Source organism: Kribbella sp. NPDC031520 (genome assembly GCF_055580825.1).
In genome coordinates, this window is sequence record NZ_JBVIKS010000006.1 from 166,077 (window position 1) to 192,053 (window position 25,977).

At 68.6% G+C, this 25,977-nt stretch carries 24 protein-coding genes and 1 tRNA gene; 12 read left to right on the forward strand and 13 right to left on the reverse strand.

From position 1 onward, the window contains the following. Positions 1-14: 14 nt before the first annotated feature. Both ACZ5BU_RS29700 and ACZ5BU_RS29705 read left to right on the forward strand, forming a co-directional pair. Positions 15-782, forward strand: a complete 768-nt coding sequence (locus ACZ5BU_RS29700; RefSeq protein ID WP_465703736.1) for an alpha/beta fold hydrolase — start codon at positions 15-17, stop codon at positions 780-782. An 87-nt stretch (positions 783-869) separates the two neighbouring features. Further along, entirely contained in the window at positions 870-1,436 is a 567-nt protein-coding gene (locus tag ACZ5BU_RS29705) for a hypothetical protein (RefSeq protein WP_465703737.1), read from the forward strand. Here the strand turns inward: ACZ5BU_RS29705 and ACZ5BU_RS29710 are convergent. From ACZ5BU_RS29710 to ACZ5BU_RS29725, 4 genes are all read right to left on the reverse strand, one after another. Continuing rightward, positions 1,412-2,110, reverse strand: coding sequence for a YdcF family protein (locus ACZ5BU_RS29710; protein WP_465703738.1), 699 nt, complete (start codon positions 2,108-2,110; stop codon positions 1,412-1,414). The genes ACZ5BU_RS29705 and ACZ5BU_RS29710 overlap by 25 nt on opposite strands. Positions 2,111-2,149: 39 nt before the next feature. Then, positions 2,150-3,283: a DNA polymerase III subunit beta gene (dnaN, locus tag ACZ5BU_RS29715; protein WP_465703739.1), complete on the reverse strand. Its 1,134-nt coding sequence runs from the start codon at positions 3,281-3,283 to the stop codon at positions 2,150-2,152. Positions 3,284-3,341: 58 nt separating this feature from the next. Continuing rightward, complete coding sequence (locus ACZ5BU_RS29720; protein ID WP_465703740.1) at positions 3,342-4,184, reverse strand: S1 family peptidase; 843 nt, start codon at positions 4,182-4,184, stop codon at positions 3,342-3,344. 130 nt (positions 4,185-4,314) lie between these two features. Further along, the gene (locus ACZ5BU_RS29725; RefSeq protein ID WP_465703741.1) at positions 4,315-4,893 is read right to left on the reverse strand and encodes an AAA family ATPase; all 579 of its coding nucleotides are present in this window, start codon (positions 4,891-4,893) and stop codon (positions 4,315-4,317) included. Positions 4,894-5,070: 177 nt separating this feature from the next. Between ACZ5BU_RS29725 and ACZ5BU_RS29730 the strand changes: the two genes are divergently transcribed. Together ACZ5BU_RS29730 and ACZ5BU_RS29735 are read left to right on the forward strand one after the other, a co-directional pair. Beyond that, positions 5,071-6,081: a molybdopterin-dependent oxidoreductase gene (locus ACZ5BU_RS29730; protein ID WP_465703742.1), complete on the forward strand. Its 1,011-nt coding sequence runs from the start codon at positions 5,071-5,073 to the stop codon at positions 6,079-6,081. Between the two features lie 50 nt (positions 6,082-6,131). Beyond that, on the forward strand, positions 6,132-7,427 hold the full coding sequence (locus ACZ5BU_RS29735; RefSeq protein ID WP_465703743.1) for a molybdopterin-containing oxidoreductase family protein: 1,296 nt from the start codon (positions 6,132-6,134) through the stop codon (positions 7,425-7,427). 70 nt (positions 7,428-7,497) lie between these two features. On the opposite strand, the gene ACZ5BU_RS29740 is transcribed toward ACZ5BU_RS29735, so the two are convergent. Then, positions 7,498-7,574 (reverse strand) — tRNA-Arg (locus tag ACZ5BU_RS29740). A gap of 159 nt (positions 7,575-7,733) precedes the next feature. On the opposite strand from ACZ5BU_RS29740, the gene ACZ5BU_RS29745 reads away from it, so the two are divergent. Then, a complete protein-coding gene (locus ACZ5BU_RS29745) occupies positions 7,734-9,713 on the forward strand; it encodes a PrsW family intramembrane metalloprotease (protein ID WP_465703744.1) in 1,980 nt (659 codons plus the stop codon). A 149-nt stretch (positions 9,714-9,862) separates the two neighbouring features. On the opposite strand, the gene ACZ5BU_RS29750 is transcribed toward ACZ5BU_RS29745, so the two are convergent. Continuing rightward, positions 9,863-10,783 carry a hypothetical protein gene (locus tag ACZ5BU_RS29750; protein ID WP_465703745.1) on the reverse strand — a complete coding sequence of 307 codons (921 nt, stop codon included), beginning with the start codon at positions 10,781-10,783 and terminating at the stop codon, positions 9,863-9,865. Positions 10,784-10,817: 34 nt separating this feature from the next. On the opposite strand from ACZ5BU_RS29750, the gene ACZ5BU_RS29755 reads away from it, so the two are divergent. Further along, complete coding sequence (locus ACZ5BU_RS29755; RefSeq protein ID WP_465703746.1) at positions 10,818-13,688, forward strand: dynamin family protein; 2,871 nt, start codon at positions 10,818-10,820, stop codon at positions 13,686-13,688. After that, positions 13,685-15,364, forward strand: a complete 1,680-nt coding sequence (locus ACZ5BU_RS29760) for a GTPase (protein ID WP_465703747.1) — start codon at positions 13,685-13,687, stop codon at positions 15,362-15,364. The genes ACZ5BU_RS29755 and ACZ5BU_RS29760 overlap by 4 nt, the downstream gene beginning before the upstream one ends. 35 nt (positions 15,365-15,399) lie before the next feature. Here the strand turns inward: ACZ5BU_RS29760 and ACZ5BU_RS29765 are convergent, their stop codons facing one another. Together ACZ5BU_RS29765 and ACZ5BU_RS29770 are read right to left on the reverse strand one after the other, a co-directional pair. Further along, entirely contained in the window at positions 15,400-16,017 is a 618-nt protein-coding gene (locus ACZ5BU_RS29765) for an SRPBCC family protein (RefSeq protein WP_465703748.1), read from the reverse strand. Between the two features lie 81 nt (positions 16,018-16,098). After that, the gene (locus tag ACZ5BU_RS29770) at positions 16,099-16,443 is read right to left on the reverse strand and encodes a single-stranded DNA-binding protein (protein WP_465703749.1); all 345 of its coding nucleotides are present in this window, start codon (positions 16,441-16,443) and stop codon (positions 16,099-16,101) included. Positions 16,444-16,713: 270 nt separating this feature from the next. Here ACZ5BU_RS29770 and ettA point away from each other — a divergent pair, with 270 nt between their 5' ends. Both ettA and ACZ5BU_RS29780 read left to right on the forward strand, forming a co-directional pair. Beyond that, a complete protein-coding gene (ettA, locus tag ACZ5BU_RS29775; protein ID WP_465703750.1) occupies positions 16,714-18,396 on the forward strand; it encodes an energy-dependent translational throttle protein EttA in 1,683 nt (560 codons plus the stop codon). A 359-nt stretch (positions 18,397-18,755) separates the two neighbouring features. Continuing rightward, complete coding sequence (locus ACZ5BU_RS29780) at positions 18,756-19,793, forward strand: M4 family metallopeptidase (RefSeq protein WP_465703751.1); 1,038 nt, start codon at positions 18,756-18,758, stop codon at positions 19,791-19,793. Positions 19,794-19,852: 59 nt separating this feature from the next. Here ACZ5BU_RS29780 and ACZ5BU_RS29785 read toward each other — a convergent pair whose 3' ends face one another. From ACZ5BU_RS29785 to ACZ5BU_RS29795, 3 genes are read right to left on the reverse strand one after another with little or no spacing between them, the layout of a single operon-like run. Continuing rightward, positions 19,853-20,059 (reverse strand): hypothetical protein, encoded by a 207-nt coding sequence (locus ACZ5BU_RS29785; RefSeq protein WP_465703752.1) that lies wholly within the window; start codon positions 20,057-20,059, stop codon positions 19,853-19,855. Positions 20,060-20,119: 60 nt separating this feature from the next. After that, positions 20,120-20,989 (reverse strand): aminoglycoside phosphotransferase family protein, encoded by an 870-nt coding sequence (locus tag ACZ5BU_RS29790; RefSeq protein WP_465703753.1) that lies wholly within the window; start codon positions 20,987-20,989, stop codon positions 20,120-20,122. A gap of 40 nt (positions 20,990-21,029) precedes the next feature. Further along, positions 21,030-21,476 (reverse strand): MarR family winged helix-turn-helix transcriptional regulator, encoded by a 447-nt coding sequence (locus tag ACZ5BU_RS29795; protein WP_465703754.1) that lies wholly within the window; start codon positions 21,474-21,476, stop codon positions 21,030-21,032. Positions 21,477-21,558: 82 nt separating this feature from the next. Here ACZ5BU_RS29795 and ACZ5BU_RS29800 point away from each other — a divergent pair, with 82 nt between their 5' ends. Beyond that, positions 21,559-22,926, forward strand: coding sequence for an FAD-dependent oxidoreductase (locus ACZ5BU_RS29800; RefSeq protein ID WP_465703755.1), 1,368 nt, complete (start codon positions 21,559-21,561; stop codon positions 22,924-22,926). A gap of 2 nt (positions 22,927-22,928) precedes the next feature. Here ACZ5BU_RS29800 and ACZ5BU_RS29805 read toward each other — a convergent pair whose 3' ends face one another. Beyond that, entirely contained in the window at positions 22,929-23,387 is a 459-nt protein-coding gene (locus ACZ5BU_RS29805; protein ID WP_465704256.1) for a MarR family winged helix-turn-helix transcriptional regulator, read from the reverse strand. 153 nt (positions 23,388-23,540) lie between these two features. Here ACZ5BU_RS29805 and ACZ5BU_RS29810 point away from each other — a divergent pair, with 153 nt between their 5' ends. Beyond that, entirely contained in the window at positions 23,541-24,110 is a 570-nt protein-coding gene (locus ACZ5BU_RS29810; RefSeq protein ID WP_465703756.1) for a YceI family protein, read from the forward strand. 45 nt (positions 24,111-24,155) lie between these two features. Here the strand turns inward: ACZ5BU_RS29810 and ACZ5BU_RS29815 are convergent, their stop codons facing one another. Continuing rightward, on the reverse strand, positions 24,156-24,755 hold the full coding sequence (locus ACZ5BU_RS29815; RefSeq protein ID WP_465703757.1) for a TetR/AcrR family transcriptional regulator: 600 nt from the start codon (positions 24,753-24,755) through the stop codon (positions 24,156-24,158). A gap of 74 nt (positions 24,756-24,829) precedes the next feature. On the opposite strand from ACZ5BU_RS29815, the gene ACZ5BU_RS29820 reads away from it, so the two are divergent. After that, positions 24,830-25,975, forward strand: a complete 1,146-nt coding sequence (locus ACZ5BU_RS29820) for an acyl-CoA dehydrogenase family protein (RefSeq protein WP_465703758.1) — start codon at positions 24,830-24,832, stop codon at positions 25,973-25,975. Positions 25,976-25,977: the final 2 nt, after the last annotated feature.

Below are 25,977 nucleotides of genomic sequence, written 5' to 3' on the forward strand. Positions count from 1 at the left end.
GAAGGAGCTGTGTGATGGACAAGGTCGTTTCGAAGGACGGTACGGAGATCGCGTACGACGTGACGGGAAGCGGGCCCGGGCTGGTACTGATCGCGGGGGCGTTCACGAGCCGCGCGGACTACGCGCACTACGCCGAGGCGCTGTCGTCGGCGTTCGCGGTGGTCAACTACGACCGGCGTGGTCGCGGTGACTCCGGCGACACCACTCCGTACGCCGTGGAACGTGAGTGGGAGGACCTGGACGCCCTGCGATCAGCCACTGACGCACGGTACGCGTGTGCGTTCTCCTCAGGGAGCATGGTGCTGCTGCAGGCGGGACAGCCGTTCGAGAAGCAGGCCGTCATGGAGCCGCCGTTCCGTGTCGAGGGAGCACCGCCGGTGCCGGAGCGCTACGTGGAGCGTCTGCAGGAGTACGTGGCGGCTGGGGACCCAGGTGGTGCGGCCGAGCTGTTCATCGTGGAGGCGGTCGGTCAGCCGCGGGAGGTGGTCGAGCAGATCCGGCAGACACCCATGTGGGCAGGCTTGGAGGCGATGGCGCCCACACTGGTGTACGACGCGCTGCAGATGCGGGACAGCGCCGTACCGCTCGAACTGCTCGGCTCGATCGACGTACCGACACTGGGGCTCTACAGCAACGGAAGCCCGGAGTGGCTGCAGCGGTCGGTGCAGGAGACCGTGGCTGCGCTGCCGCACGGGACTGCGGCCGGTTATGACGGGGAGTTCCACACGCTCCCGGCTGAAACGCTGGCAGAGGCCCTGACGAACTACTTCGTCAACGCGTGAGCAGGTCGGTCCAGCGCGCTCAACCCTGAGCACGATCCCACCGGGTGACCTACGGATGACGACCCGAATCGTTGATAAGAGTGTTCCGTGACTGCCGAGCGGACCTTCAAGAGCATGACGCTGATCCTCCGAGACTCCGACGAGGACGCTGTGCAGGTCGTCGAGGAGCTCGGGTACCGGCCGGCGGACGCGGACAACTACTGGGTCTCGGACGACGATGTCTCACTGTTCCTCTGCCGCGACCGCACGTCGGGTGAGCTCGGATGCAACGTTCGTGGTTCCGGCGAGGACGCGGTTTCCCGGAGCCTCGACGAACTCGCGGCCCGGCTCGACGCATACTCCACCGACGAGCTGCTGTTCGGGATCGAGCGGGCGGAGAGTGCAGCGGAGACCGCGCAGGCGTTGTTCCGGCTCGGGCTCGGCGCGCCACCGGAGTTCGACGAGCGCACGGCCACGCAGATCGTCGGCGGGCTGTCGTTCGAGCATCCGATGATCCGGGCGGCCGCGATCCGCAGCATCGCCTACCTGCGCTGGGCCGACCTGCTGATACCGCTCGTGGAGCGCGTCGCCGACGAGGACCCGGACGAGCGCGTGCGGCAGCGCGCTGCGGAGCTGGTCCATGCCGTCGCTCAGAAGGCAGCCCGGACGTCCTGAGGGTGCGTTGCGGCCAATTCGTTGTAGGCGGCAAGTACCTCGGTGGGGATGTCGATGCGGTCGATGAAGTTGCGGCCCTCCGGTCCGTAGACGTCGGGGGAGAGGCGGTGGATCTCGCCGAGCAGGAGTGACCGGAAGCGTTCGTGCGACCAGATCTCAGGGGAGTCCGGGCCGGCGCTGACGTGGTCGGGGCCGATCCACGGGACGAGCGGTGCTTGGCTGTACAGCGTCGTGCGGGGGAGGTCGGCGAACGAGCGGACGAAGCAGGCGTGCGTACGGCGCTGCATCGTCGGGTCCTGGATGAGCAGCAGGGTCTTCGGGGCGTTGATCAACCGTCGGGTGAAGTCCGCGTTCTCGCCGCAGTTGGTCGACTCGTCCTCGACGACGATTTGCTCGTCCGGGACGGCGTACCTGCTGAGCAAGTCGCGGAAGACGTGCGCCTCCGGCCGGCCGACGGCGACGTCGAGCCCGCGTCGCCGGACCGCGTCGTCCAGGTACCGGGTCGAGTGTCCGATCCCGCCGCTGACGAGGACCGGCGCGGCGTGTACGCGATGAGCCTGCGCCGCGACCTCGACCGATTCGAGAACGGCGGAACCCATCAGGACGACGACGTCGACCGGCTGCTCGATCGGGTCCCGACGCGCGAGGTAGCGCGCGATCAAGTCCTCATCCAAGGCCCACACGCTCCCGGTAGTAGTCGCGGAGGTCCTTGGTCACGTCGGCAGGCGCATCGGCATCAGGATGTAGGCGGCGTCGGTCGTCGGTGTGTCCTCCTGGGAGCGCAGGCCGGTCAGGTTGGCTGGTTTGGTCGGTTGGGTGAAGGCGAAATGGGCGATCGGCGTGCCGAGTGAGGCCAGGCCGTCGAGCAGGTAGCCGGCGTTGAAACCGGTCACCACTGGATGGCCGCTGAGCGTGATCCCGACGGCCTCGGACGCCTGGGCCTCCTCGCCGTTGCCCGCGTCGAGCGTCGCCGTTCCGTCCGCGAACGTGATCCGGACCGGCGTGGACCGCTCCGCGACCAGCGCGACCCGCTTGACCGCCTCGACGAGTGCCGCGGTCTCCACCGCGACCGTCGACGTGATCGCGTTCTCCGCGGGGATCAGGCCGCGGACCTTCGGGAACTCGCCGTCGATCAGCCGGCTGGTCGCATGCCGGCCGCCACCCTCGAACCCGATCAACCCGTCCCCTGTGCGCGTCGAACCGAGTGCGAGCGTGACCTCGTGACCGGCCATCGCCTTCGCCACGTCGAGCAGCAGCTTGGCCGGGACCAGGACGTTCGTCTCGACGCCGGCGTCGACCGGCTGCCACGGGATCGTACGGACGGCGAGCCGGTACCGGTCGGTGGCGAGCAGCGAGATCGCCGGCCCGCGGATCTCCAGCCGGATCCCGGTGAAGACCGGCAGCGTGTCGTCCCGGCCGGCCGCACTCACGACCTGCGCGACGGCCCGCGCGAACTCGGCGCCGTCGACCACACCACTCACTGCCGGGATCTCCGGCAGCGCCGGATACTCGTCGATCGGGAGGGTGTGCAGGACAAACCGGGCGGCCCCGCTGCTGACCTGTACCCGAGCCGCCTCACCGCTCAGATCCACCGAGTCGCGCGGCATGCTCTTGCAGATGTCCGACAGCAACCGCCCGGACACCAGTACCCGCCCCTCGTCGGCCACCTCCGCCGGCACGCTGACCTGCGCCGAGCTCTCGTAGTCGAACCCGGACAGCGTCACCTGACCGTCCGCGGCGTCGACCACCATGCCGGCGAGAATCGGCACGCTCGGCCGGCTGGGCAACCCACGCGCCACCCAGCCGACCGCCTCGGCCAGCACCTCACGCCCGACTCGAACCTTCATCCCTGACTCCTCCCCATCGAGAGGAATCACTCAATCAGGCGCCTCCGACAGTTTCCGATCAGTACACCGTCACGCCGTACGCCGATGCGGCTTCGGTCACGGGCTGGAAGAACGTCGTACCTCCGCTCGTACAGTCGCCGCTGCCACCGGAGGTGATGCCGAGCGCCTTCGTGCCGTCGTACAGCGGGCCGCCCGAGTCGCCCGGCTCGGCGCAGACCGTGGTCTGGATCAGGCCGCTGACCTTGCCGGCGCCGGAGTACCGGACAGTGACGTTGAGCGCTGTGACCTTGCCGCTGTGGATGCCGGTCGTGGAGCCCTTGCGGGTCACGGTCTCACCGACGACGGCGTTGGCTGCAGTGAATCCGCCAGGGTGGCTCAGTGAGGCATTGGTGTACTGCACCAGCGCGTAGTCGTTCCCCGGGAAGCTGTAGCCGATGGTCGGGCCGATCAGCGTGCTGTGGTTGGAGTTGGTGTACCAGGTCTTGGCGACCTTGCCGCAGTGACCGGCCGTCAGGAAGTAGTAGCTGCCGCCCTTCTGGACGTTGAAGCCGAGCGAGCAGCGGTACTGCCCGCCGTAGATCGCATCGCCCGCTGCCAGGAGCGGCCTGAAGACACCGATGCTCCTGTTGACCTGTACACCGTCGCGCTGGAGCGATGCGAAGTCCTTGGCGGAGACCGTGCTGTCAGCTGTCACAACGACCTTGCCCGCGGACGCGTCCGTGTACCAGGCGACGCCTCGTACTGCGGACTGCTCCACAGCTGCCTGAGCAGCAGCCAGTCTTGCGGCCGGCGACGGGGCCTTGGCCTCCGCCGGCAGGGCGCACAGGGATGCCGCGACCGCACTGACGACAACCAATACCTGAGCGGTACGGCGCATGCGTGACGTACGTTCGATCCTCACTTGTCCTCCACAGGCTTCACGGGACCGAGTGGGCGGGGTCCCTCGAACGTCGGCCGGTGAGGACAGGTAGCCGTTCTGTCACCGGCTGACACGAGACATGTTCCCGCCTTCCGTCCGCCGCAACCAGGCCTCAGGCAAACGAGACCCGCTCTACCCGGTTCGCCTCGCCTCTGGTCAGCACGACCGCCGACAGCGCCCCAGGCACGACACTGCCCGGATCGCGCTCCGCCCGCGCCACCAGCTCCGGCCAGCGGCGGCAGTGCGTTTCCATACTTCCGGTCCGTACGACGCGACCGCGCGCCCACTGGCCCGACCGGGCTACATCTCCCGGCACGTCGAGCAGGATCAGGTGCAGCGGTACGCCGGCCCGCCGGGCGCGCCAGCCGATCAGCCGCCGCGCCCAGGGGCGGGTAGCGCAGTCGTGGATCACCATGGGGCCTTGGCCGCGGCGCATGGCGGTCAGGAGCGTCACGTAGTACACGAGGTGCACCAGCGGTCGCCACAGCGCGTACGGGAGTACTCCGAGGACAGGCATCCATTGGTCACGGATATGGGCGGAGTCGTACACCCGTACCGGGCTGTCCGCGAACACCCGGCGCAAGAACGTGCTCTTCCCAGCGCCGGGTATCCCAGCGAGTAAGACAACCGCGTCCAGGGCGTACCGCAGCTCCCGTCCCCGCAGTACTCCGTCGATGACTGTTGTGTGCACGACATCCGTCCTTCCGACCAGTACCGGTTAGACGAACGACCGCGCCGGATCACCCCTAGAACGGCCTGAGAAGTCGCTGGAAACTCCCTGAGAGCTGGTGCCGGATGAGGCTGTCCTCATCCGGGCCATGAGGTGTCACTATCGGGTTATCCGCTCAGGCGGGGAGGGTGATGTGCCATGGGGGCAGGTTCGAGTAGTGGAGTACGGCGAATTCCGACGTACTGCCCGCTGTGTGTCTCGAAGTGCGGCGCGATCGCGACCGTCGACAACGGCGAGTTCGTCGCGCTCGCGCCCGATCCGTCGCACCCGACCGGGCAGGCGCTCTGCATCATGGGCAAAGCGGCGCCGGAGCTGGTGAACCATCCCGGCCGGCTGCTGTATCCACTCCGGCGAACCGCGCCGAAGGGCGCCGCGGACCCGGGCTGGCAGCGGATCAGCTGGGACGAGGTGCTAGACACGATCGCGGCCAGACTGACTGCCGCCTCCCGCGACCACGGCCCGGAATCGGTCGTGTTCGCCACCGCGTCGCCGTCGACGTCGGCGATGTCGGACTCGATCGACTGGCTGAACCGGCTCCGGCGTGCCTTCGGCAGCCCCAACCTCGCGATCTACATGGAGCTGTGCGCGTGGGGACGGATGGGCGCACCGCTGTTCACGTTCGGTGCGCCTGTGCCCGCTACCTACATGCCTGACCTCGGTCACGCGGGCTGCATCTTGTACTGGGGGTACAACCCGTCGGTGGCGCGGCTGGCCCATGCCACCGCGACGACCGCCGCGCTGCGCCGTGGCGCCAAGCTGGTGGTGGTCGATCCCCGTCGGGCCGGTCTGGCCAGCAAGGCGGACCACTGGCTGCGGGTGCTTCCCGGGACGGACGCCGCTTTGGCGCTGGCGATGATCCACGTCATGCTCGAGCGCGGCTGGTACGACGAGGACTTCGTGCGCCGCTGGACCAACGCACCGCTTCTCGTCCGCAGTGACACCGGGCAGCTGGTCCGCGCCACCGACGTGTTCGCGGACGGCGATCCGGACCGCTATGTGGCCCGGGACGAACGCCTTGACCGGCTGGTCGCGTACGACCCGTCCACCCACCGGTACGACGTGGACGAATCGCAGTTGGCGCTGACCGGATCGTACGAGCTGCCGACCCGGACGGACCTGTTCCGTGCCGTCCTGTCTTCGCCCTTCTGACCGAGGAATGCGCGCGGACGACGCCGCACGTCGCCGAGGAACTGACGAGCGTGCCGGCGGCATCGATCGAGGCGGCCGCACGAACCCTCTGGGAGTCGCGGCCGGTCGCGTTCTACACGTGGAGCGGACTGGAGCAGCACAGCAACGTCACCCAGACCGTCCGCGCGATCCACATCCTGTACGCGCTCACCGGCTGCTTGGACGTACCGGGCGGCAACGTCGCGTTAACACCAGCGCCCGCCAATCAGCCGGCACCGATGGCACCGGTGGGTTCCGCACGTGCCTTCGGCTTCACGGAGCGTCCACTCGGACCTGCGCGGTTCGATTTCGTCACCGGCGCCGACCTGTACGCCGCGGCGCTCGACGGCCACGTCCAGGCGCTCGTGACGTTCGGGGCGAATCTCGTCATGGCGCATGCGGACAGCGCCCGCGGCCAGGCTGCGCTGGCCGCGATCGACTTCGTCGTACACGCAGATCTCTTCCTCAATCCCACCGCCGAGCTTGCCGATATCGTCCTGCCCGTCGCCAGCGGGTTCGAGAGCGAGGCGCTGCGGATCGGATTCGAAACCGATCAGGAGGCGCAGTCGCTGGTTCAGCTGCGGAGTCCGGTCGCGCCCGCGCCCGGCGAGGCGCGGTCCGACCTGCAGATCATCTTCGGGCTGGCCGAACGCCTCGGACTCGGTGACCAGTTCTTCGGTGGCGACATCGATGCGGCCTTCCGGTACCAACTCGAGCCGAGCGGGATCACGCTGGAGCAGCTGCGCGAGAACCCGTCCGGCGTCCGCCTGCCGCTCAGCACTCGCTACCGCAAGTACCGCGACGCCGGTGGGTTCCCCACGCCGACGGGCAAGGTCGAGCTGTACTCCGAGACGCTGCTCGCCGCGGGACATCCGCCACTGCCGACGTACGCCGCACCCGATGCCGGCCACCGTACCGACCCAGCCGCACAGTTCCCGCTCACCCTCACCTGCGCGAAGTCGCTGTGGTTCTGCGAGTCGCAGCACCGCGGGATCGCCGCCCTGCGCCGGTCCGCGCCCGATCCGCAGGTCGAAATCCACCCCGACACGGCCGGCAGCCGCGGAATCGCCGCCGGTGACTGGGTCAGGATCTCGACGCCGAGCGGCAGCGTCCGGGCTCGCGCCAAGTTCAACGCCAACCTGGACCCGTCGGTGGTCTGCGGCCAGCACGGCTGGTGGCAGTCGTGCTCCGAGCTCGGGCTGCCGGGCTACCCGCCGACCGGGCCGGACAGCGCCAACCTGAACCTCGTCCTGTCGCAACGACCGGGCGACCCGGTGAGTGGCAGCTCTCCGCTCCGCGCGACCGCCTGCGACATAACAGCGCTCTGACACCCGGCTCGGCGCACCGCACGACAGCCAGGTCAGGCCCGTGACCTGCGAAGACGCAGGCACCGACGCTTGGCGCGCCCGGCAGGATTCGAACCTGCGACCAACGGATTAGAAGTCCGACGCTCTATCCAGCTGAGCTACGGGCGCGTGGCACCGAAGAGTCTCTCAGATACCTGGGCGATCCCGCCTCCGGGTTACCGAACGGGCGCGCCGGGCGGTGCCTAAGTACAGGCCTGTCGTTCCATCCCGGTAACGCTGAGTGGGTGGTCCTGCCGCTGGATCTGGACCCCAACTAGGCTGCGGTGCATGAGTTACCCCTCACCAGGCCCGTCCGGCACGCCGCAACCCGCGGCCGGGTCGGCGTACTCGCCCGGCGGCCCGTACCCGCACCCGAACGTGCTCGGCAACCATCCGGTGCCCGGCCAGCGGCGCAACCAGGGCGTACTGATCGGCATCGTGATCGCGGTCGTGTTCGCGATCGCGGGTCTGGTGATCTTCGGCATCGTGGCCAAGTCGACCGGCGCCGGCGGCTTCACCTGGGGCCTGGTGTTCGCGTTCGTCCCGGTCATCCCGGTGATCGCGCTGTACCTCTGGCTGGACCGCTACGAGCCCGAGCCGACCAGGTACATCGTCTTCGCGCTCTGCTGGGGCGCGTTCATCGCCACCCTGGTCGCGATCTTCATCAACACCGAGGTGTCGCACCGGCTGGCCGAGACCGGCGTCGGTGGTGACAGGTCCGCGGTCTTCGTCGCGCCGCCGGTGGAGGAGTTCGCCAAGGGCTCCGTGATCCTGCTGCTCGCGCTGCTGCGCCGCAAGGAGTTCGACGGCATCATCGACGGCCTCGTGTACGCCGGGATGGTCGGCGTCGGCTTCGCCTTCACCGAGAACATCCTGTACTACGGCCGCGTCTTCAACACGCTCTCCGAGGAGGCCGGCAGCGACGCGGGCCTGCGCGGGGCGTTCGCGCTGTTCATCATCCGCGGCGTGATCTCGCCGTTCGCGCATCCACTCTTCACGTCGTTCACGGCGATCGGTATCGGCGTCGCGATCCGGCACCGAAGTACGGTCGTCCGCTTCCTCGCACCGGTGGTCGGCTATCTGGCTGCCGTGCTCGCGCACGCCTCCTGGAACGCGTCGGCGAGCTGGGCGGGCGGTGGCGGTTTCATCCTCGCGTACCTGTGCCTGATGGTGCCGCTGTTCATCTGCCTGGTGGTCTTCGCGCTGGTGATGCGATCACGGGAGGGGCAGATGATCGCGTCGCGGCTGTACGACTATGTGCGGTTCGGGTGGCTGGTACCGCAGGACGTACCACTGATAGCCACGCTCCGCGGGCGCAAGGCGCTGCGGCAGAACGCCCGGCGGTACGGTCCGCAGGCGGAGGTAGCCGCGAAGGCGTTCCAGCACAACGCGACGGAGCTGGCGTACCTCCGCGACAAGATCGTCCGCCAGACCATCGGCCCCGAGGCCCTGCAGACCGAAAAGGCTCTCCTGGACGAACTGCGGCAACGCCGCCCGAGCGTCCCGTTCCCCCCGATGCCGGCCTTCGCCCAAGCCGCCCCGCCCTACGCCGGCGCCCCAATGGGCCCTGGTGGTCCTGGAGCCCCAATGGGTCCGGGTGGTCCTGGTCTGCCAATGGGGCCCGGTGGTCCCGGAGCGCCGATGGGTCCGGGTGGTCCTGGAGCTCCGATGGGTCCTGGCGGACCGGGAGTGTCAATGGGTCCTGGTGGTCCCGGTGCTCCGATGGGTCCGGGTGTGCCGATGAGTCCGGGTGGTCCTGGAGTGCCGATGGGGCCAGGGGGTGCCGGAGTGCCTATGGGACCCGGTGCGCCCATGGGACCCGGTGGACCGGGCGCTCCGATGGGGCCGGGTGGTCGTGGAGCGGCCACGGGACCTGGGGGACCGGTACCGGGCGTCTCGACGGCCGGTGGCCCGCTCGCGGACCGATCCCTCGCGGACGGGTCCCTCGCGGACGGGTCGCTCGCGGACGGACCGGTGTCCGGCGGGTCGACGGGCGATGGTCCGTCCCTGTCTGCCGGCCCGGTGCCCGGTGGGCTCGTACCGCCGGCGGCGCCCGCTCCGATGGGGTCCGACGGCCAGGATCCAGGCGCTGCGAGCGGGGACGGACAGGCGCCGTACCAGCGACCGCAGGACCCCGTACCGCCGGAACACTCCGGGTATCCGTCCGGACAATCCGGTCCGTCGGCCGGTCAGCCCGGTTACCCGCCGGGACCCCCCGGAACGCAAGGATCGGCGGGAGGATACGGTCCGTATCCACCACCGCAGTGACTGCCACCCGTCCACGCCGCCAAACGGGGATGACGATGACTTTGCTTCTGCGCTGTCCGACCGGGCACTCTGTGCTCGTGGGCGGACACCGTGGCTGACACCAGGTCAGCAGCTGGTGAAGGTTCGGAACCGCGGGTTCCGAACCAGGATCAGCCTGCCCAGGAGCTGGCGAACCTCATCGCCCAGTCGACCCCCAAACCCCGAGGCTTCTGGCGCCGCCGCCGCAAGAAGACCACCGAAGACGTGACCCCCCAAGCGTCACCCACCACCCCGGCCGACACGACCTCCACCCCGGCCGACACGACCTCCACCCCGGCCGACACGACCTCCACCCCGGCCGACACGACCTCCACTACCCCAGCCGACTCCTCCACCACCGGCACCACCGCCCCCGCCGGCACGTCAGCCACACCCCCGCCCGGCGCCAGCGCCGACGCCTCCGGCACGTCGACCACCGGCTCCAGCGCGGACGACGCCTCGGACACGTCGACCTCCGATACGAGCGCCGATGGCTCCTCAGGCAGGCCGACCACCGGCTCCAGCGCCGATGGCTCGTCTGGCACGTCGCCCGCCGGCACGAGCACGGACGGCGCCTCCGACACGTCGACCGCGGTCTCGACCGCTGACGGCTCGTCCGGCGCCTCGGCCGATGGCGCCGAGCCCACGCCGGCCGCCCCGAGCCCGAGCACGCCGGCCGACACGACCAGCCCGAGCGCCTCCGACGCCGCAGAACCCACCCAGGGCACAGCAGACTCCACGGCGGCAGATGCGACGGCGGCAGATGCGACGGCGGCGGACTCCGCGGCGGCTGATTCCCCAGCGGACCGGCCCGGCGCGGACGGCGCGGTTGCAGCCGACTCGGGTGCAGCTGGTTCTGAGGCAGCCGACACCGGGGGAGCTGACGCGCAGGGTGCGCGTTCTGCGGCGACGAGCTCCGACGCACCTGCCTCCGACGCGAAGGCTGAAAGTGCGGACCCCGAGTCCGCGGGCGGCGACGCGTCGCATGCCACCTCCGACGAGGGATCGAGCGGTACGTCGGCAGGCGGCGGGACGTCGGCAGGCTCGAACACGCCCGAGGAACACCCCCGGCCGGCTGTCGGGGTCGTGTACGAGCCCGACGAGTCGGCGGACGGCTTCCCACTCGAATACGGCAACATCATCATCGGCCTCCCCAAGTCGGAGCAGCCGACGCCTGCCCCGACGGAGGCAGCCGCCGAGACAGAGGCGAACGGCTCCGAGGTGAGCGGATCCACCGCAGAGACAGGCACCGGGGCGAGTGACTCGTCCGAGGAGACGAGCTCCGAGGCGGGCGGGAACGCGGCGGGTATTCCCGCGGCGGGTGGCGCGGACGCGGATGGACCTTCTCAGGAGAGTGGCTCCGAGGTGGGTGGCTCGTCCGAGGAGGCGGGCTCCGGGCCGGCCGGTTCGGCGGGGAGTGACGCGGGTGGGTCTTTCCAGGAGAGTGGCTCTGAGGCGAGCGGTCCCGGCCGCGACGAACACAACGCTGGCGACACCGGGGCCGGTGGGTCCGATGCGGGCGGCACCGGGTTCGAGTCGGCTGGTGGGGCGGATGGGGCGTCCGAGGACGACCGTACGCAGGCGGCCGATGGCGGCGGTGCTGGTGCCGAGGGCGCGTCTGCCGGCGGTGGGGCAGATGCTGTTGGAGAGCAGACTGTCGGCGTGTCGGTGAACGCGGCTGCGGGTGCCGAGGGTGCCATTGTGGGGTCGGCTGAGGATGGCGCGGCGGCTGACGCCGGTGATGGCGTGGGGGCTGACGAGGCCGAGGGTGGGGTTGTTGCGGACGCGGTGGGGGTGTCGGCTGGGGACAGTGCGGCGGATCAGGGCGCCGCTGGTGCTGCTGGTGGGGACGCTGGTGGGGAGTCGTCGGGTGATGCCGGACAAGCGGCGGACGGCGGCGAGTCTGAGGCTGAGTCGGTAGAGGCTGAGCAGACGGAGACGTCTGAGGAGGCTGAGGGCAGCCCGGAGCCGGCTAGGGCTGAGGCGACTGAGGGCGAACCGGAGGCGGCTGAGGCTGGAGCGGCTGAGGGCGAACCGGAGTCGGCTGAAGGTGTGGGTGAGGCGGCCGAGGGTGAGGCGGCTGAGGGTGAGGCGGCTGAGGGTGAGGCGGCTGAGGGTGAAGCGGCCGAGGGTGAGGCGGCTGGGGAGGAGTTGACGGCTGAGGAGTTGGCTCGGCGGTTGGCTGCTGAGCAGGCTGCTATGGCTTTGATTACTGCGTTGATGAAGTTGCGGGGGGTGTTGGCCGGTAGTCAGTTGCCGCTGGAAGTGGTGGGGGCTGACGAGGCTCGGCAGCAGCAGAAGGCGATGTTGGATCAGCTGGACGACTACTTGTTGCCTCGGCTGGTGCAGTTGGAGGCTCCGATTCTCGCGGTGGTCGGCGGGTCCACCGGGGCCGGTAAGTCGACGTTGGTGAACACCGTCATCGGAAAGGTTGTCTCGGAGCCGGGGGTTCTGCGGCCTACGACCCGGTCGCCGGTGCTGATTCATCATCCGGCGGATGCCGACTGGTTCGTGGGGGACCGGGTGCTGCCGGGGATGGCTCGGACCACGTCCGAGGAACCGGGCGGGATGGAGGATGCGGGCCAGTTGCGGCTGGTTGCGGCCGACAGCGTGCCGCGTGGGCTGGCGGTGCTGGACGCGCCGGACATCGACTCGGTCGTCGAGGCGAACCGGGATCTTGCGACGCAGTTGTTGTCGGCGGCGGATCTCTGGCTGTTCGTGACCACGGCGGCGCGGTACTCCGATGCTGTCCCGTGGGAGTTCCTGCAGAGCGCTTCCGACCGCAGTACGGCGGTTGCGGTGGTGCTCGACCGGGCTCCGAGCGAGACCATCGACGACATCACCGGCCACCTTGCGCAGATGCTGCTCGAACGTGACCTGGGTGACTCGCCGCTGTTCTCGATCCAGGAGACGGTTGTCGACGGCAACGGGATGTTGCCGCAGGCGGCCGTTGCCGGGATCAAGGACTGGCTGATCGACCTGGCCGCTGACGCCGAGGCCCGGGCCGCGGTCGTCCGCCGGACGCTGCAGGGCGCGGTCAGCGCGATGGTGAAGAAGACTGCGCCGTTCGCGGCCGCGGTCAAGGCGCAGGCTGACACGGCCGTCGAGCTGCGGACCTCGGTGGAGTCCGCGTACGACCAGGGTGTGCAGGACATCGCGAAGGCGTGCCAGGACGGGACGTTGCTGCGCGGCGAGGTGCTGGCACGGTGGCAGGAGTTCGTCGGGACCGGCGAACTGCTGAAGGGCCTGCAGTCCAACAGCGGCCGGCTGCGCGATCGACTGAAGAGCTCGCTCGGCAACAGGCCGGCCGAGACACGCGACGTCAGCGACGCCATCCAGTCCGGTCTCGAGTCGCTGCTCAGCGAGCACGCGACCGCCTCCGCGGAACGCGCCGAGAAGGCCTGGCAGGACACTGCTCCAGGGCGCCAGCTCCTCGCGACCGCCGCGGCCGGCGCCAACGACGCCAACGCTGCAAAGAACGCCAACGGTGCCGAGGGCAACGAGGTGACACCGTCGCTCGGTGCGCTGTCGGAGCAGTTCCCGGCCGCGGCGAGCACGACCGTGCGGGAGTGGCAGGCGTTCGTGCTCGACCTGGTCCGCCGCGAAGGCGCGGACAAGAAGTCGACTGCGAAGATCCTGGAGTACGGCGTCAACGGGCTCGGCCTTTCGTTGATGGTGGTGACGTTCGCCAGCGCAGCGGGCATTCCGAAGGATGCTGCGGCCAGTGTGGGCATCGGAAGCGCGGTCGTCGGTCAGCGGCTGCTCGAGGCAGTTTTCGGCGACAAGGCAGTTCAGGGCATGGTCGACAAGGCGCGCGAGGATCTTGACGGTAAGGTTCATGCCCTGATGGATGCCGAATTCGCCCGCTATCTGGCTGTCCTTGACCAGCATCCGGTCGACGCCGAGACGGCCAGGCAACTGACCGAGGCCGCGCGCGCGGTGGAGGACTGCACGTGACGGAAACAGTGGATACGGTCGAGGCGCCCGCCCGGGCGGAGACCGATGTCCTGAAGAAGATCGACGCGCTCGAGGTGGCCGCCAAGGCCGGCGACGGCCGCCTCGACCCGGTGGTGCTCACCGAGGCCACGCAGATCGTCGAGCGCGCCGCGCAACGGCTGCGGATGTCGGGTGACCTGACCGTCGTCGCGCTCGCGGGCGCGACCGGGTCGGGGAAGTCGTCGCTGTTCAACGCGCTGACCGGTCTCGACCTGGCCGCGATCGGAACCCGCCGGCCGACGAGCTCGATGCCGCTGGCCTGTGTCTGGGGTGACGAGCCGGCCGGTGAGGTGCTGAGCTGGCTGGGCATCCCGCGCCGGCACCAGGTGCAGCACCGCAGCTCGCTCGAGGACGTGCACTCCGAGGACCTGGACGGTCTGGTACTGCTTGATCTTCCCGACCACGACTCGACCGAGGTCGAGCACCGCCTGATCGTGGACCGGCTTGTCGACCTGGTCGACATGCTGATCTGGGTCGTCGATCCGCAGAAGTACGCCGACGCGGCGCTGCACAACCGGTACATCAAGCCCTACGCCTCGCATTCCGGGGTGATGGTCTTCGCGCTGAACCACATCGACAAGCTGACGCCGGAGCAGCAGAAGAGCTGCCTCGAGGACCTCGACCGGCTGCTCAAGTCGGACGGCCTGAAGTCCCCGACGGTCGTGGCGACCTCGGCGGTCAGCGGTGACGGTCTGGAAGAGATTCGTTCGCTGCTGGTCAAGCGGGTGAGCAACAAGCGCTCCGCACGCGAGCGGCTCGCCGCCGACGTCGACCGCGTCTCCGACCGGATGGCGAGCCAGTGCGGCAACGCCAGGACGCCGGAGATCGCGGACGCCGACGTCACCGAGCTCGTCGACGCGTTGTCGGACGCGAGCGGGCTGTCGGTGGTGTCGGACGCCGTACGGCGCTCGTACCTGCAGCGGGCCCGGGCTGCGACCGGGTGGCCGCTGACCAAGTGGGTCGGGCGCTTCCGCCCGGACCCGTTGCGCCGGCTGAGCGGCGACCAGGTGTCGCGTGAGCAGGGCAAGGCATTGCGCAAGTCCGCGTCGAACGAGGTCGCGATCGCACGGGCTTCGTTGCCTGCGGCAACTCCCGTGCAGCGGGCCCGGATGGACGCGGCGGTGCGCACGATCACCAACAAGGCGGCCGAGGGGCTGTCGCGTCCGTGGGCGGACTCGGTACGTACGGCGATCCGCCGGCGGGAGGAGTCCCTCGGGGACGAGCTCGACCAGGCCGTGGCGCGAACGGACCTCGGGGTGTCGAGCAACCCGGGGTGGTGGAGTTTCGCCAAGGTCGTGCAGTGGCTGTTGTTCCTGGTCACGCTCGGCGGCGCCGGATGGCTGATCGCCTTGCTGGTAACGCGAATCGCGAAGCTCGACGATCCGCCGCTGCCGGAGTGGAACGGCATTCCGTACGCGTGGATCATGCTGGTCGGTGGTGCCGTCCTCGGGCTGGCGCTCGCCTTCGTCTGCCGGGTCTTCGCCACCAACGGGGCCGTACGGCGCTCCCGGCAGGTCGCGAAGGCGCTGCGGGAGGAACTCGTGAAGGTTGCCGACAGCCACGTTGTGGCGCCGGCTCGCGACGAGCTCGCGGCGTACACCAAGTGCCGTGACAGCTTGGCCACCGCCCGCGGGTGAGCTGGTGCCGGGCTCCCGGACCGCCGAGGTCCGGGTCAGAGCTCGGCGCCGGGCGCGTACTGCGACAGGGAGATCTTGGCGGCGCTGAGCAGCTCCTCCTCGGAGGTGGTGCCGGAGGCCCGGACGGCTTCGATCCAGGCGCGGACGCACTGCTCGTTGTAGGCGATCACCTCGGCGGAGTTGGCCATCTCCATCGGGTCGGCGTCCGCCGGTAGCTCGCCGTTGACGTAGAGCGCGAGGCCGAGGAGCCCGCCGTCCCAGCCGGGGCCGACCCAGAGCGCGCCGGAGCCGCCGGGGGCCGGAGCTTCGCCCATCGAGTGCTCCAGCTCGAGCTCGGTCGAGGCGCCGGCTCCGGGGAGCAGGCGCAGTTCGAGCAGGCTGGCCGGGCCGCCGAACGTCACCTTGAACCGCTTCGGCGGATCGCACTCCAGGATCTCGCCGCCCGCGTTGCCCTCCAGCTGGAACGAGCCACCGACCTTCAGCTCGCCGCTGACCGGCAGGAACCAGCGGCGCAACCGCTCGGGGTCCGTGATGGCGTCCCAGACCTCCGCCGGCTCCGCCCGGTACGAACGGCGCATCAGCACCGTCACTGTCTCGCCGGTCCGGCTGACCTCGCGCTGGACCGCGTTGATGTGCTCGAGGATGTCGATCACGGGTGGTTCCCTCTCCTGCTCGGCTGCTGGGCAGATCACCAGAATGCTGGTCAGTGCTTATATAAGTCAACGGTGACATAATCAGGCCGCCGCGGGTCGTTCGGTGGAGAGGGGGAGCGGGGTGGTGGTGAACTCGTCGGGTGGGTACGGCGCCGCAGTCACCTCGGGTGTTTGGCCGGTGGGTCCGAACAATTCGGAACGAGGTGTGTTCTTGGTGAACGCCGCTGTGCCGCGATTGAGGTCGTGGCCGAGCGAGAAAGCCTCGAGGATCACGCGGCTGCGTTGTTCGCCGGAGTCGTCTGTCCACTCGTGGGTCCGCAGGCGGCCGGTCACGATGACCGGATGGCCGAGGCTGATCGATTCGAACGCGTTGCGCGCGAGGGTCCGCCAGCACTCGACCGTGTACCAGGTCGTCGGCTTGTCCACGTGGTGTTGAGGGCCTTCTCGAACTGGCGTGGGGTCGAGGCGAGCCGGAAGCTGACCTGGGGAATCTGTCCGAGCTCTTTGAAGTCGGGCTCACTGCCGATCCTGCCCATGACCGTGATGTAGGTGTCGCCGAGGCTCATGATGGATGCCTTCCGTTCGCGGATGTCGACGGAGAAGATGCACCGATCGAGGGTCCGTTGGTGCGGGGAAGTTCGCGGCTGTGGACAACCGGTTGGGTGACGGGGCGGGGGAGCACATAGGCTCTGGGGTATGGCGGAATTCATCTACACGCTTCGCAACGTCCGGAAGGCGTACGGCGACAAGGTCGTTCTCGACAACGTCACGCTGAACTTCCTGACCGGGGCGAAGATCGGCGTCGTCGGGCCGAACGGCACCGGCAAGTCGTCGCTGTTCAAGATCATGGCCGGGCTGGAGCAGCCGAACAACGGCGAGGCACGGCTGGCCGAGGACGCGACGGTCGGGATCCTCTTGCAGGAGCCCCCGTTGACCGAGGGCAAGACGGTGCTGGAGAACGTCCAGGAAGGGGTCGGCGACACCAAGCAGAAGCTCGACCGCTTCAACGAGATCTCCGCCGAGCTGGCCGACCCGGACGCGGACTACGACACGCTGCTGGCCGAGATGGGTGACCTGCAGACCGAGCTCGACCACCGCAACGCCTGGGACATCGACGCCCAGCTGGAGCAGGCGATGGACGCGCTGCGCTGTCCGCCCCCGGAGGCGATCGTCGACAACCTCTCCGGTGGTGAGCGCCGCCGGGTCGCGCTGTGCAAGCTGCTGCTGCAGCAGCCCGACCTGCTGCTGCTCGACGAGCCCACCAACCACCTGGACGCCGAGTCCGTGCTGTGGCTGGAGCAGCACCTGCAGAAGTACCCGGGCGCCGTCATGGCGATCACCCACGACCGGTACTTCCTGGACAACGTCGCCGAGTGGATCCTCGAGCTCGACCGCGGCCGGACGTACGGCTACGAGGGCAACTACTCGAAGTACCTGGAGACCAAGCAGCAGCGGCTGGTCGTCGAGGGGCAGAAGGACGCCAAGCGGCAGAAGATCCTGGAGCGCGAGCTCGAGTGGGTCCGATCGAACGCGAAGGCCCGGCAGACCAAGAGCAAGTCCCGGCTGGCGCGCTACGAGGAGCTCGCCGCCGAGGCCGAGCGGTCGCGGAAGCTCGATATCGACGAGATCAACATCCCGGCCGGTCCGCGGCTGGGCAGCACCGTGCTCGAGGTCTCGAAGCTGGAGAAGGGCTTCGGCGACCGCAAGCTGATCGACGGCCTGAGCTTCAGCCTGCCGCGGGCCGGCATCGTCGGCATCGTCGGTCCGAACGGTGTCGGCAAGTCGACCCTGTTCCGGATGATCGTCGGCGAGGAGCAGCCCGACGCGGGTTCCCTCAAGCTCGGCGAGACGGTCAAGATCTCGTACGTCGACCAGTCGCGCGGCGGCCTGGACCCGAAGAAGACGGTCTGGCAGCAGGTGTCCGACGAGCTCGACTACATCAAGGTCGCCAACTTCGAGATGCCGAGCCGGGCGTACGTCGCCTCGTTCGGGTTCAAGGGTCCGGACCAGCAGAAGCCGACCGGCGTGCTGTCCGGCGGTGAACGGAACCGGCTGAACCTGGCGCTCACGCTGAAGATGGGCGGCAACCTGCTGCTCCTCGACGAGCCGACCAACGACCTGGACGTGGAGACCCTGCAGTCGCTGGAGGACGCGCTGCTGGAGTTCCCGGGCTGTGCCGTGGTCGTGTCCCACGACCGGTGGTTCCTGGACCGCGTGGCGACCCACATCCTGGCCTGGGAGGGCACCGACGAGGACGAGGCCCGGTGGTTCTGGTTCGAGGGCAACTTCGCGTCGTACGAGGCGAACAAGATCGAGCGGCTCGGCCCGGAGGCGGCGCGGCCGCACCGCGTCACGCACCGCAAGCTCACCCGCGACTGACGCACTGCGGTACGAGCAGGACCCCGTCTCCTCCGGAGGCGGGGTCCTTCAGTTGTTCGCTTCAAAGGACGCTTTGATTGAAGCGATTCCAATAAACCTTCGATGCTGTTTGCGGGGGAATTCGGCGAGCATTTTCGGGCAATTCTTCAGCGGCATTCCGGCGGCTTCCTGGAAGGGCGATCTACGGGCTGGACACACGCGCTGACCGGGTGTGAACTGACCGCAGCCGTACCGCCCCGCGGTTCTTGGGGGCGATGGGGGTCATGGCAGGTCTTGGGTGGCAACTTGTGCGTTCGCGGGCTCCTCCGCGCGCGTGCAGTTCTCCGACCATCCGGCCCGACAGACCCTTCAGGAGCATCATGAGCGCAACACCCGCATGTTTCTTCGTTCCACCACACATCACCGACGCCATCGCCAGGAACGCCGCCCGGGCAGGGCGCGAACCGAACCAGGTGGCCCGCGGGGCCGTGGCTGACCTGGCCTTGCGGCAGCAGCGGAAGAACGCGACGTACGCCTCGCTGGCGACGCTGACCCCGCCCAGGCCGGGCAAGAGCGACGTCGCCATCTACGACGACCAGAACCAGTGGGCCATCGGCACCACGCTCGTCCGTGGCCCCGACGACCCACCAACCGGCCCCGAGAACGTGAACGCCGCGTACGACGGGCTTTCGGCGACCCGGGACTTCTACAAAGAGATTCTCGGGCGCGAGTCGATCGACAACGCCGGTCTCGCCATCAATGGGCACGTCAACTTCGGCGTCCAGTACGACAACGCATTCTGGGACGGCGCCGAAATGGTCTTCGGGAACGGCGACGACGTCGTCTTCAAGGACCTGACCGGAGACGTCGACGTCACCGGCCACGAACTCACCCACGGGGTCACGCAGTACACCGCCGGCCTGCTCTACACCGATCAGCCCGGCGCCCTGAACGAGGCGACGTCGGACATCATGGGCGCCTGCGTCGACCAGTGGGTACAGCGGAACGACGTGGACGCCGGTACCTTCAACTGGCTGATCGGCGAAGACATCATGGCCGACGACCTGTACGGCGAGGCGCTCCGGTGCATGTCGCACCCCGGCACCGCGTACGACAACCCGATCCTCGGCAAGGACCCGCAGCCGGACAGCATGGCGGGGTACGTACCGGGCGGCGACCCGCACCTCAACAGCGGCATCATCAACCGGGTGTTCTACCTGATCGCCTACGACATCGGGACGTTCCCGGCGGCGAAGCTCTGGTACGCGACGCTGCAGAACCTGTGGCCGACCGCGGGCTTCACCGACACGGCCGCTGTCGCCGGGGAGATGGCTCGTATCCTGACGCGCAGCAAGGTGCTCGAGCGCCAGGCACCGCAGTCGGTCAGGGCCGCGTTCCACGCGGTAGGAATCATCTGACCTGACCGGTACGACGGGCGGGGCCGGCCTTTACCCCCGGAGACAGACCCCGCTCGAATTCACGCCGAACGCGGCAGTTCCGAGCCCGGCCCGTTCCAGGCGACGTCGCAGGCGTCGCAGGACCAGGCGAAGTGCTGATGCCGGCGATGCCGGATCGGGACATGTTTGCCGAGCGCGTCACCGCATGACCAGCAGCGGGTGCTGAGCAGTACGTGACCGTCCGGAACTTGGGCGCGCTCGTGCGGGGGTGGGAGGGGGCTACTCATGGCTTGCTCTTTCCTGGGGGGTGCCTACCAGTTTCCCGCGTGCACAAGTGCCAAAACGGTTCAGCCGTTTGCTTGATGGTCGTGCAGGACCTCCGCGATGATCGGGACGTTCTCGGTGATGAGGGCCTTCCACAGGGCCCAGCCGCGGGCCCGGGCCCAGGTCGCGTCGTCCTGCCGTACGGCGTCGCGGAAGGCGGATCGGGATGATCCGGAGAAGAACCCGTAGGCGATCACCAGGTCGCAGGCCGGGTCACCGACGCCCGACGTACCGAAGTCGATGACCGCGGACAGCCGGCCGTCGCGGACCAGGAGATTGCCGTGGGCGATGTCGCCGTGGAACCACACCGGCGGCCGGTCCCACGACGTCGAGAGCGCCGCTTCCCAGACCTCACCCGCGAGGTCGGCGTCGATCCGCTTCTTCAGTGAGGACAGGGCTTCGACCGTCTCGTCGTGATAGTGCTGCAGCGACGCGCCCCGGTAGAAGCTGTGCGCGCCGGCGAGCGGCCCGCCGGTCGCGTCCGCGCCCTGCAGCGCCAGGATGAACTCCGCGATCGACCGCGCGAACGAATCCAGGTCGGCAACAGAAGCGAGAGATGCGGTTTCGCCGGAGATCCAGCGCCTGATCGCCCAGGGATGTGGATAGCCGAAGCCGGGCTTGCCGATGGCGACCGCCGTCGGGATCTCGACGGGGAGCACCGGAGCGAGGCGCGGGAGCCAGGTGTGTTCCTTCTCGACGGCGGCGACGTACGACGCGGCCGTCGGGAGCCGGGCGGTCAGATCCGTGCCCAGCCGGTACGTCCGGTTGTCCGAGCCGTCGACCTTCACCGGTGTCGCCGGTAGGTCGGCCCACTGTGGGAACTGCTGCGCGATCAGTCGCCGTACCAGCTCTGCGTCGATGCCGGCGCGGCCGTCCTGGTGGTAGTCCGTCACGCCGCAAGCGTTCCGGAGTGCGGCGCCGAGCTCAAAGGGTTTAGTCCGGGTCTACAGCGTTGTCGACCGAGTCCTGGAGGAACTGCGAGATGATCCGCAGCTCCTCCACGCTCCGGCTCGCCAGCAGCTGCTGCATCCGCTCGCCCTGTTCGGCGTACAGCGGGACCAGCTTCTCCTGGATCTTCTCGAACGACGGTGTGACGACGACCTTGCGCCGGTCCCGCGGATCGGCCTCGCGGGTGACGAAACCGTGCGCCTCGAGCCGGTCGATGACGCCGGTGATCGTCCCCGAGGTCAGGCCGGTGTACTCCGCCAGCTGCCGGGGCGTGAGCGGTCCGTACGTCCGCAGCAGGGTCATGAACTGTGAGTCGCTGCCGCCGAGGCCGACCTTGGCGGACACCGCGTGGTTGTACAGCACGACCTCGGCGATGAATCGGATCAGCCGCTGCTGGATCTCGTCGGCGAGCTCTTCCCGGGAACTGGTCATGGCCACCTCAGCATAGGGCTTGCATTTCTCTCAGATCTCCAAGATACTCGGATCAACAAGATACTTGAAGGGACGAGAGATCATGAAGATATTGGTGATCGGCGGCGGTACCGGCGGGCTGGCGTTGGCGCACGGCCTGCGGCGGGCCGGGATCGAGGTGTCGGTGTTCGAGCGGGACGCGCTGCGGACCGAAGGTCTGCACGGCTACCGCGTCGGCATCGACCCGGACGGTAGCCGGGCGCTGAGCGCGCTGCTGCCGAAGGAGCTGTACGACACGTTCGTCGCGACCAAGGCGCGCGACCCGAAGTACTTCAACATGCTCACCGAGGACCTGAAGGAGGTCCTCTCGATGGAGATCCCGCAGTCCACCGACCCGGTCGAGAGCGAGAAGTCGATCAGCCGGATGACGCTGCGGCAGATCCTGCTGACCGGGCTCGAGGACGTGGTCGAGTTCGGCAAGGTGTTCACCCGCTTCGAGCAGTACGACGACCACGTGACGGCGTACTTCGCCGACGGGACCGAGGCCACCGGGGACCTGCTGGTCGCCGCGGGCGGCTCCGGCTCCCGGGTACGGCGGCAGTACCTGCCGCAGGCGAAGACCGAGGAGACCGGGATCGTGGCGATCGCCGGCAAGCTGCCGATCACCGACGAGAGCGCGAAGCTGGTGTCGCCGAAGGTGTTCGAGGGCATCTCGATGATCAACGCGCCGCGCGGGCTGTTCTGCATCCTGCACGTCATGGAGTTCCAGTGGGACCGCGACGGTCGTGTGAAGCACGGGATCGGCGGCAACACCGAGGAGCTGATCCGGCGCTGGCCTGGACTCCAGTTCGACAACACCCGCGACTACATCAACTGGGGCCTGTCGGCGACGAGGGACAAGCTGCCCGCGAACATCATGGACCTGCGCGGCGAGGAGCTCATCCGTACGGCGCTCGGACTGACGCCGGACTGGCATCCGAATCTGCGCCGGCTGTTCGAGCTGACTGATCCGGGCACCTGCTTCCCGGTGAACATCTGGACCTCGGTGCCGCTCGAGCCCTGGGAGAGTACGAACGTCACGCTGATCGGCGACGCGATCCACACCATGACGCCGGGGCGGGGCGTCGGCGCGAACACCGCGCTCCGGGATGCCGTGAACCTGTGCCGCGAGCTGATCGAGGTCCGCGACGGCCGGAAGGAGCTGATCGCGGGAGTGCGCGCGTACGAGACCAAGATGATCGAGTACGGCTTCGACGCCGTGATCAAGTCGCGGGCCCAGATGACCTCGGACGACCCGATGCACAAGCCGGTGATCGGCCGGATGGTCCTGGCCGGGATGCGGACCGCGATGCGCACGGTCAACCACCTGCCACCGGTGAAGCGGCGGATGCGCGACAAGATGATGGCCTACCGCGGCGCCGACCGGGACGAGTTGACCTTGGAGATCACCCAGGCCCCGGCCGGGCGGTGAGCTCAGCGCTGGCCGATGTGCTCCGAGACGGCGTCGAACACGCGGCCGACGGCGGCGAAGTCCTCCGCGCTGGCCAGGTCGACCAGGTTCTCCCGTACCCCGTCGACGTGGTACGGCGCGGCCTGCTCGAGCAGGGCGAAGCCGGCGTCGGTCAGCTCGGCCCAGACGCCGCGCTTGTCGCTGGTGCACGACGTACGGCGGACCAGGTCGGCGGCCTCGAGGCGGCCGACGGTGTGGGTCAGGCGCGACCGGCTCTGGTGCAGCCGATCGGCCAGGTCGGCCATCCGGAGCCGCCGGTCGGGCGCCTCGGAGAGCCGGACCAGAATCTCGTAGTCGTTGATCCCCAGGCCGAACCGGCGAAGGTCGTCATCGAGCTTCGCCATCAGGCGTGCGGTCCCCAGCAGGTACGCACGCCACGCCACCTGCTGCTCGGCGTTGAGCCACCGAGTCCCCGTGTCCATCTCAGTCTCCATCGTCACGTGAACAGTGTACCGGGAATGTAGTTGACTTTTAAACCGTTACTGCCTACTGTCGTAGTCATCGGTTGAAGTTTTAACTATAGACCAGGCTGCGTCGCCCCCGACCAGTTGGCAACACCTTCCCGAGAGGACCCCATGAGCGACACCACCACCGGCACCCTGACCAGCAGCATCCCCGGCCTGGTCGCCGGCACCTACGCCCTCGACACCGCCCACAGCGAGGTCGGCTTCACCGTCCGGCACCTGATGACCAAGGTCCGCGGCACCTTCCAGGAGTTCAGCGGCGAGATCGTGGTCAAGGACACCATCGAGGACTCCGCGACCACCGTCGAGATCGAGCTCGGCTCTGTGCACACCCGCAGCGAGCAGCGCGACGGTCACCTGCGCTCCGGCGACTTCTTCGACGCCGAGAACAGCCCGAAGATGACCTTCAGCAGCACCGCCATCAAGCCCGAGGGCGACGACTACGTCCTGGCCGGCGAGCTGACCATCAAGAACGTCACCAAGCCGATCGAGCTCGCGGTCGAGTTCCTCGGTGTCGACCAGAACGCGTACGGCCAGACCATCATCGGTTTCGAGGCCTCCGCGTCGATCAGCCGCAAGGAGTGGGGCATCGACTTCAACGTCCCGCTCGAGGGTGGCAAGCTGCTGATCGGTGACAAGGTGGACATCCACCTCGACATCCAGGCCGCGCTGCAGGCCTGACCCACGACCCAGAAAGCCCCGCATCCCAGTGGATGCGGGGCTTCGTCATGCCTGGACCATCCGGTGTGCGAGGTCGGCGTACAGCGTGCCGAGGGCGGCGGGGTCGCCGCGGTGCGGCGTGTACCAACGGGCGACGTCGATCGAGAGTGACAGTACGGCGAGCGTCGTGCCGGGCAGATCGCTGACGGCGAAGGAGGCGTCGGCGACGCCGTCCGCGAGTACCTGCGAGATCTGTTCCGAGATGGCGCGCCGGATCGTCGCGACCTCGGCCAGGTGTTCCGGGGTCAACGCTGCCAGCTCGTACTGCACGACGCGGGCGATCGTGTGGTGTTCGGCGTGCCAGGCGGTGAACGCGGCGACCAGTGAGCGCAGGCGGTCCGCCGGCGTCGGGCCGGTGTTCGCTGACCGCAGTACTTCCAAGGCGGCGTTGTGGCCGTACAGGCTGATCTCGAAGAGCAGGCGTTCCTTGGACGGGTAGTGCACGTACAGCGCGGCGGGACTCATCCCGGCGCGGGACGCGATGTCGCGGGTCGTCGTCGCCTGGTAGCCGCGCTCGGCGAACGCGTCGATGGCGCCCGTCAGCAGCCGGCGGGCTGCGGCCGGCTGGACGTGCTCCCAGACCAGGGGGTCGGTGACTGCGGACACGTTGACACCTTGCACCAAAAGCGTGAAGCTAAGCAAGCGCTTAGCCACGCATCTCACGACTTGGGGAGGCCTAGATGGAGCGCGTCATCTTCAACGAGGACCACCACGCATTCCGTGCCAGCGCGAAGGAGTACTGCGACCGTTCGCTGGTGCCGCGGATGGAGCAGTTCCTCGAAGAGAAGACGATCGATCGGGCCGCCTGGCTGGAGGCCGGCAAGCAGGGCTTCCTCGGGCTGGACGTCCCCGAGGAGTACGGCGGCTCGAGCGTCGGCGACTACCGGTTCAACGCGGTGTTCGCGGAGGAGGTGTCGAAGGTCTCCGCATCGCTGTCGAGCTGCTTCGGCATCCACTACGACTGCGCCGCGCCGTACTTCGTGGACCTCGGGACCGAGGAGCAGAAGCAGCGCTGGCTGCCGAAGTTCTGCGCCGGTGAGTACGTGGCCGCGATCGGGATGACCGAGCCGTCCGGCGGCTCCGACCTGGCCGCGCTGAAGACGACCGCCAAGAAGGCCGACGGCGGCTGGGTGCTGAACGGGTCGAAGACCTTCATCACCAACGGCGACATGGCCGACCTGGTCGTCGTCGCGGCCCGTACCGATCCGTCCAAGGGCGCGAAGGGCATCACGCTGTTCGTGGTCGAGGAGGGCATGGACGGGTTCGCCCGCGGCCGCAAGCTGGACAAGGTCGGCCAGACCGAGTCCGGTACGTCGGAACTCTTCTTCGAGGACGTTTTCGTTGCCGATGACAACGTACTCGGTGAGGTGGACCGCGGCTTCATCCACATGATGGAGCGGCTCGCGCAGGAGCGGGTCGGCGCGGCCGTGTCGAACATCGCGCACGCGACCCAGATCCTCGCCGAGACGATCGACTACATCAAGCAGCGCAAGGCGTTCGGCCAGTCGGTCGGCTCGTTCCAGTACAACAAGTTCCTGGTCGCCGAGCTGGTCACCAAGGCCGAGGTGACCCAGGCGTACGTCGACAACGCGATCGTGGCGCACGACGAGGACCGGCTGTCCGCGGTCGACGCGGCGAAGACGAAGTGGTGGAGTGCGCAGGTGCAGAACGAGATCCTGGACGCGTGTGTCCAGTTGCACGGCGGCTACGGCTACATGAACGAGTACCGGGTCGCCCGCGCCTGGCGCGACGCCCGGGTGACGAAGATCTGGGCCGGCTCGAACGAGATCATGAAGGAACTCATCGGCCGCGATCTGGGCCTCTGAAA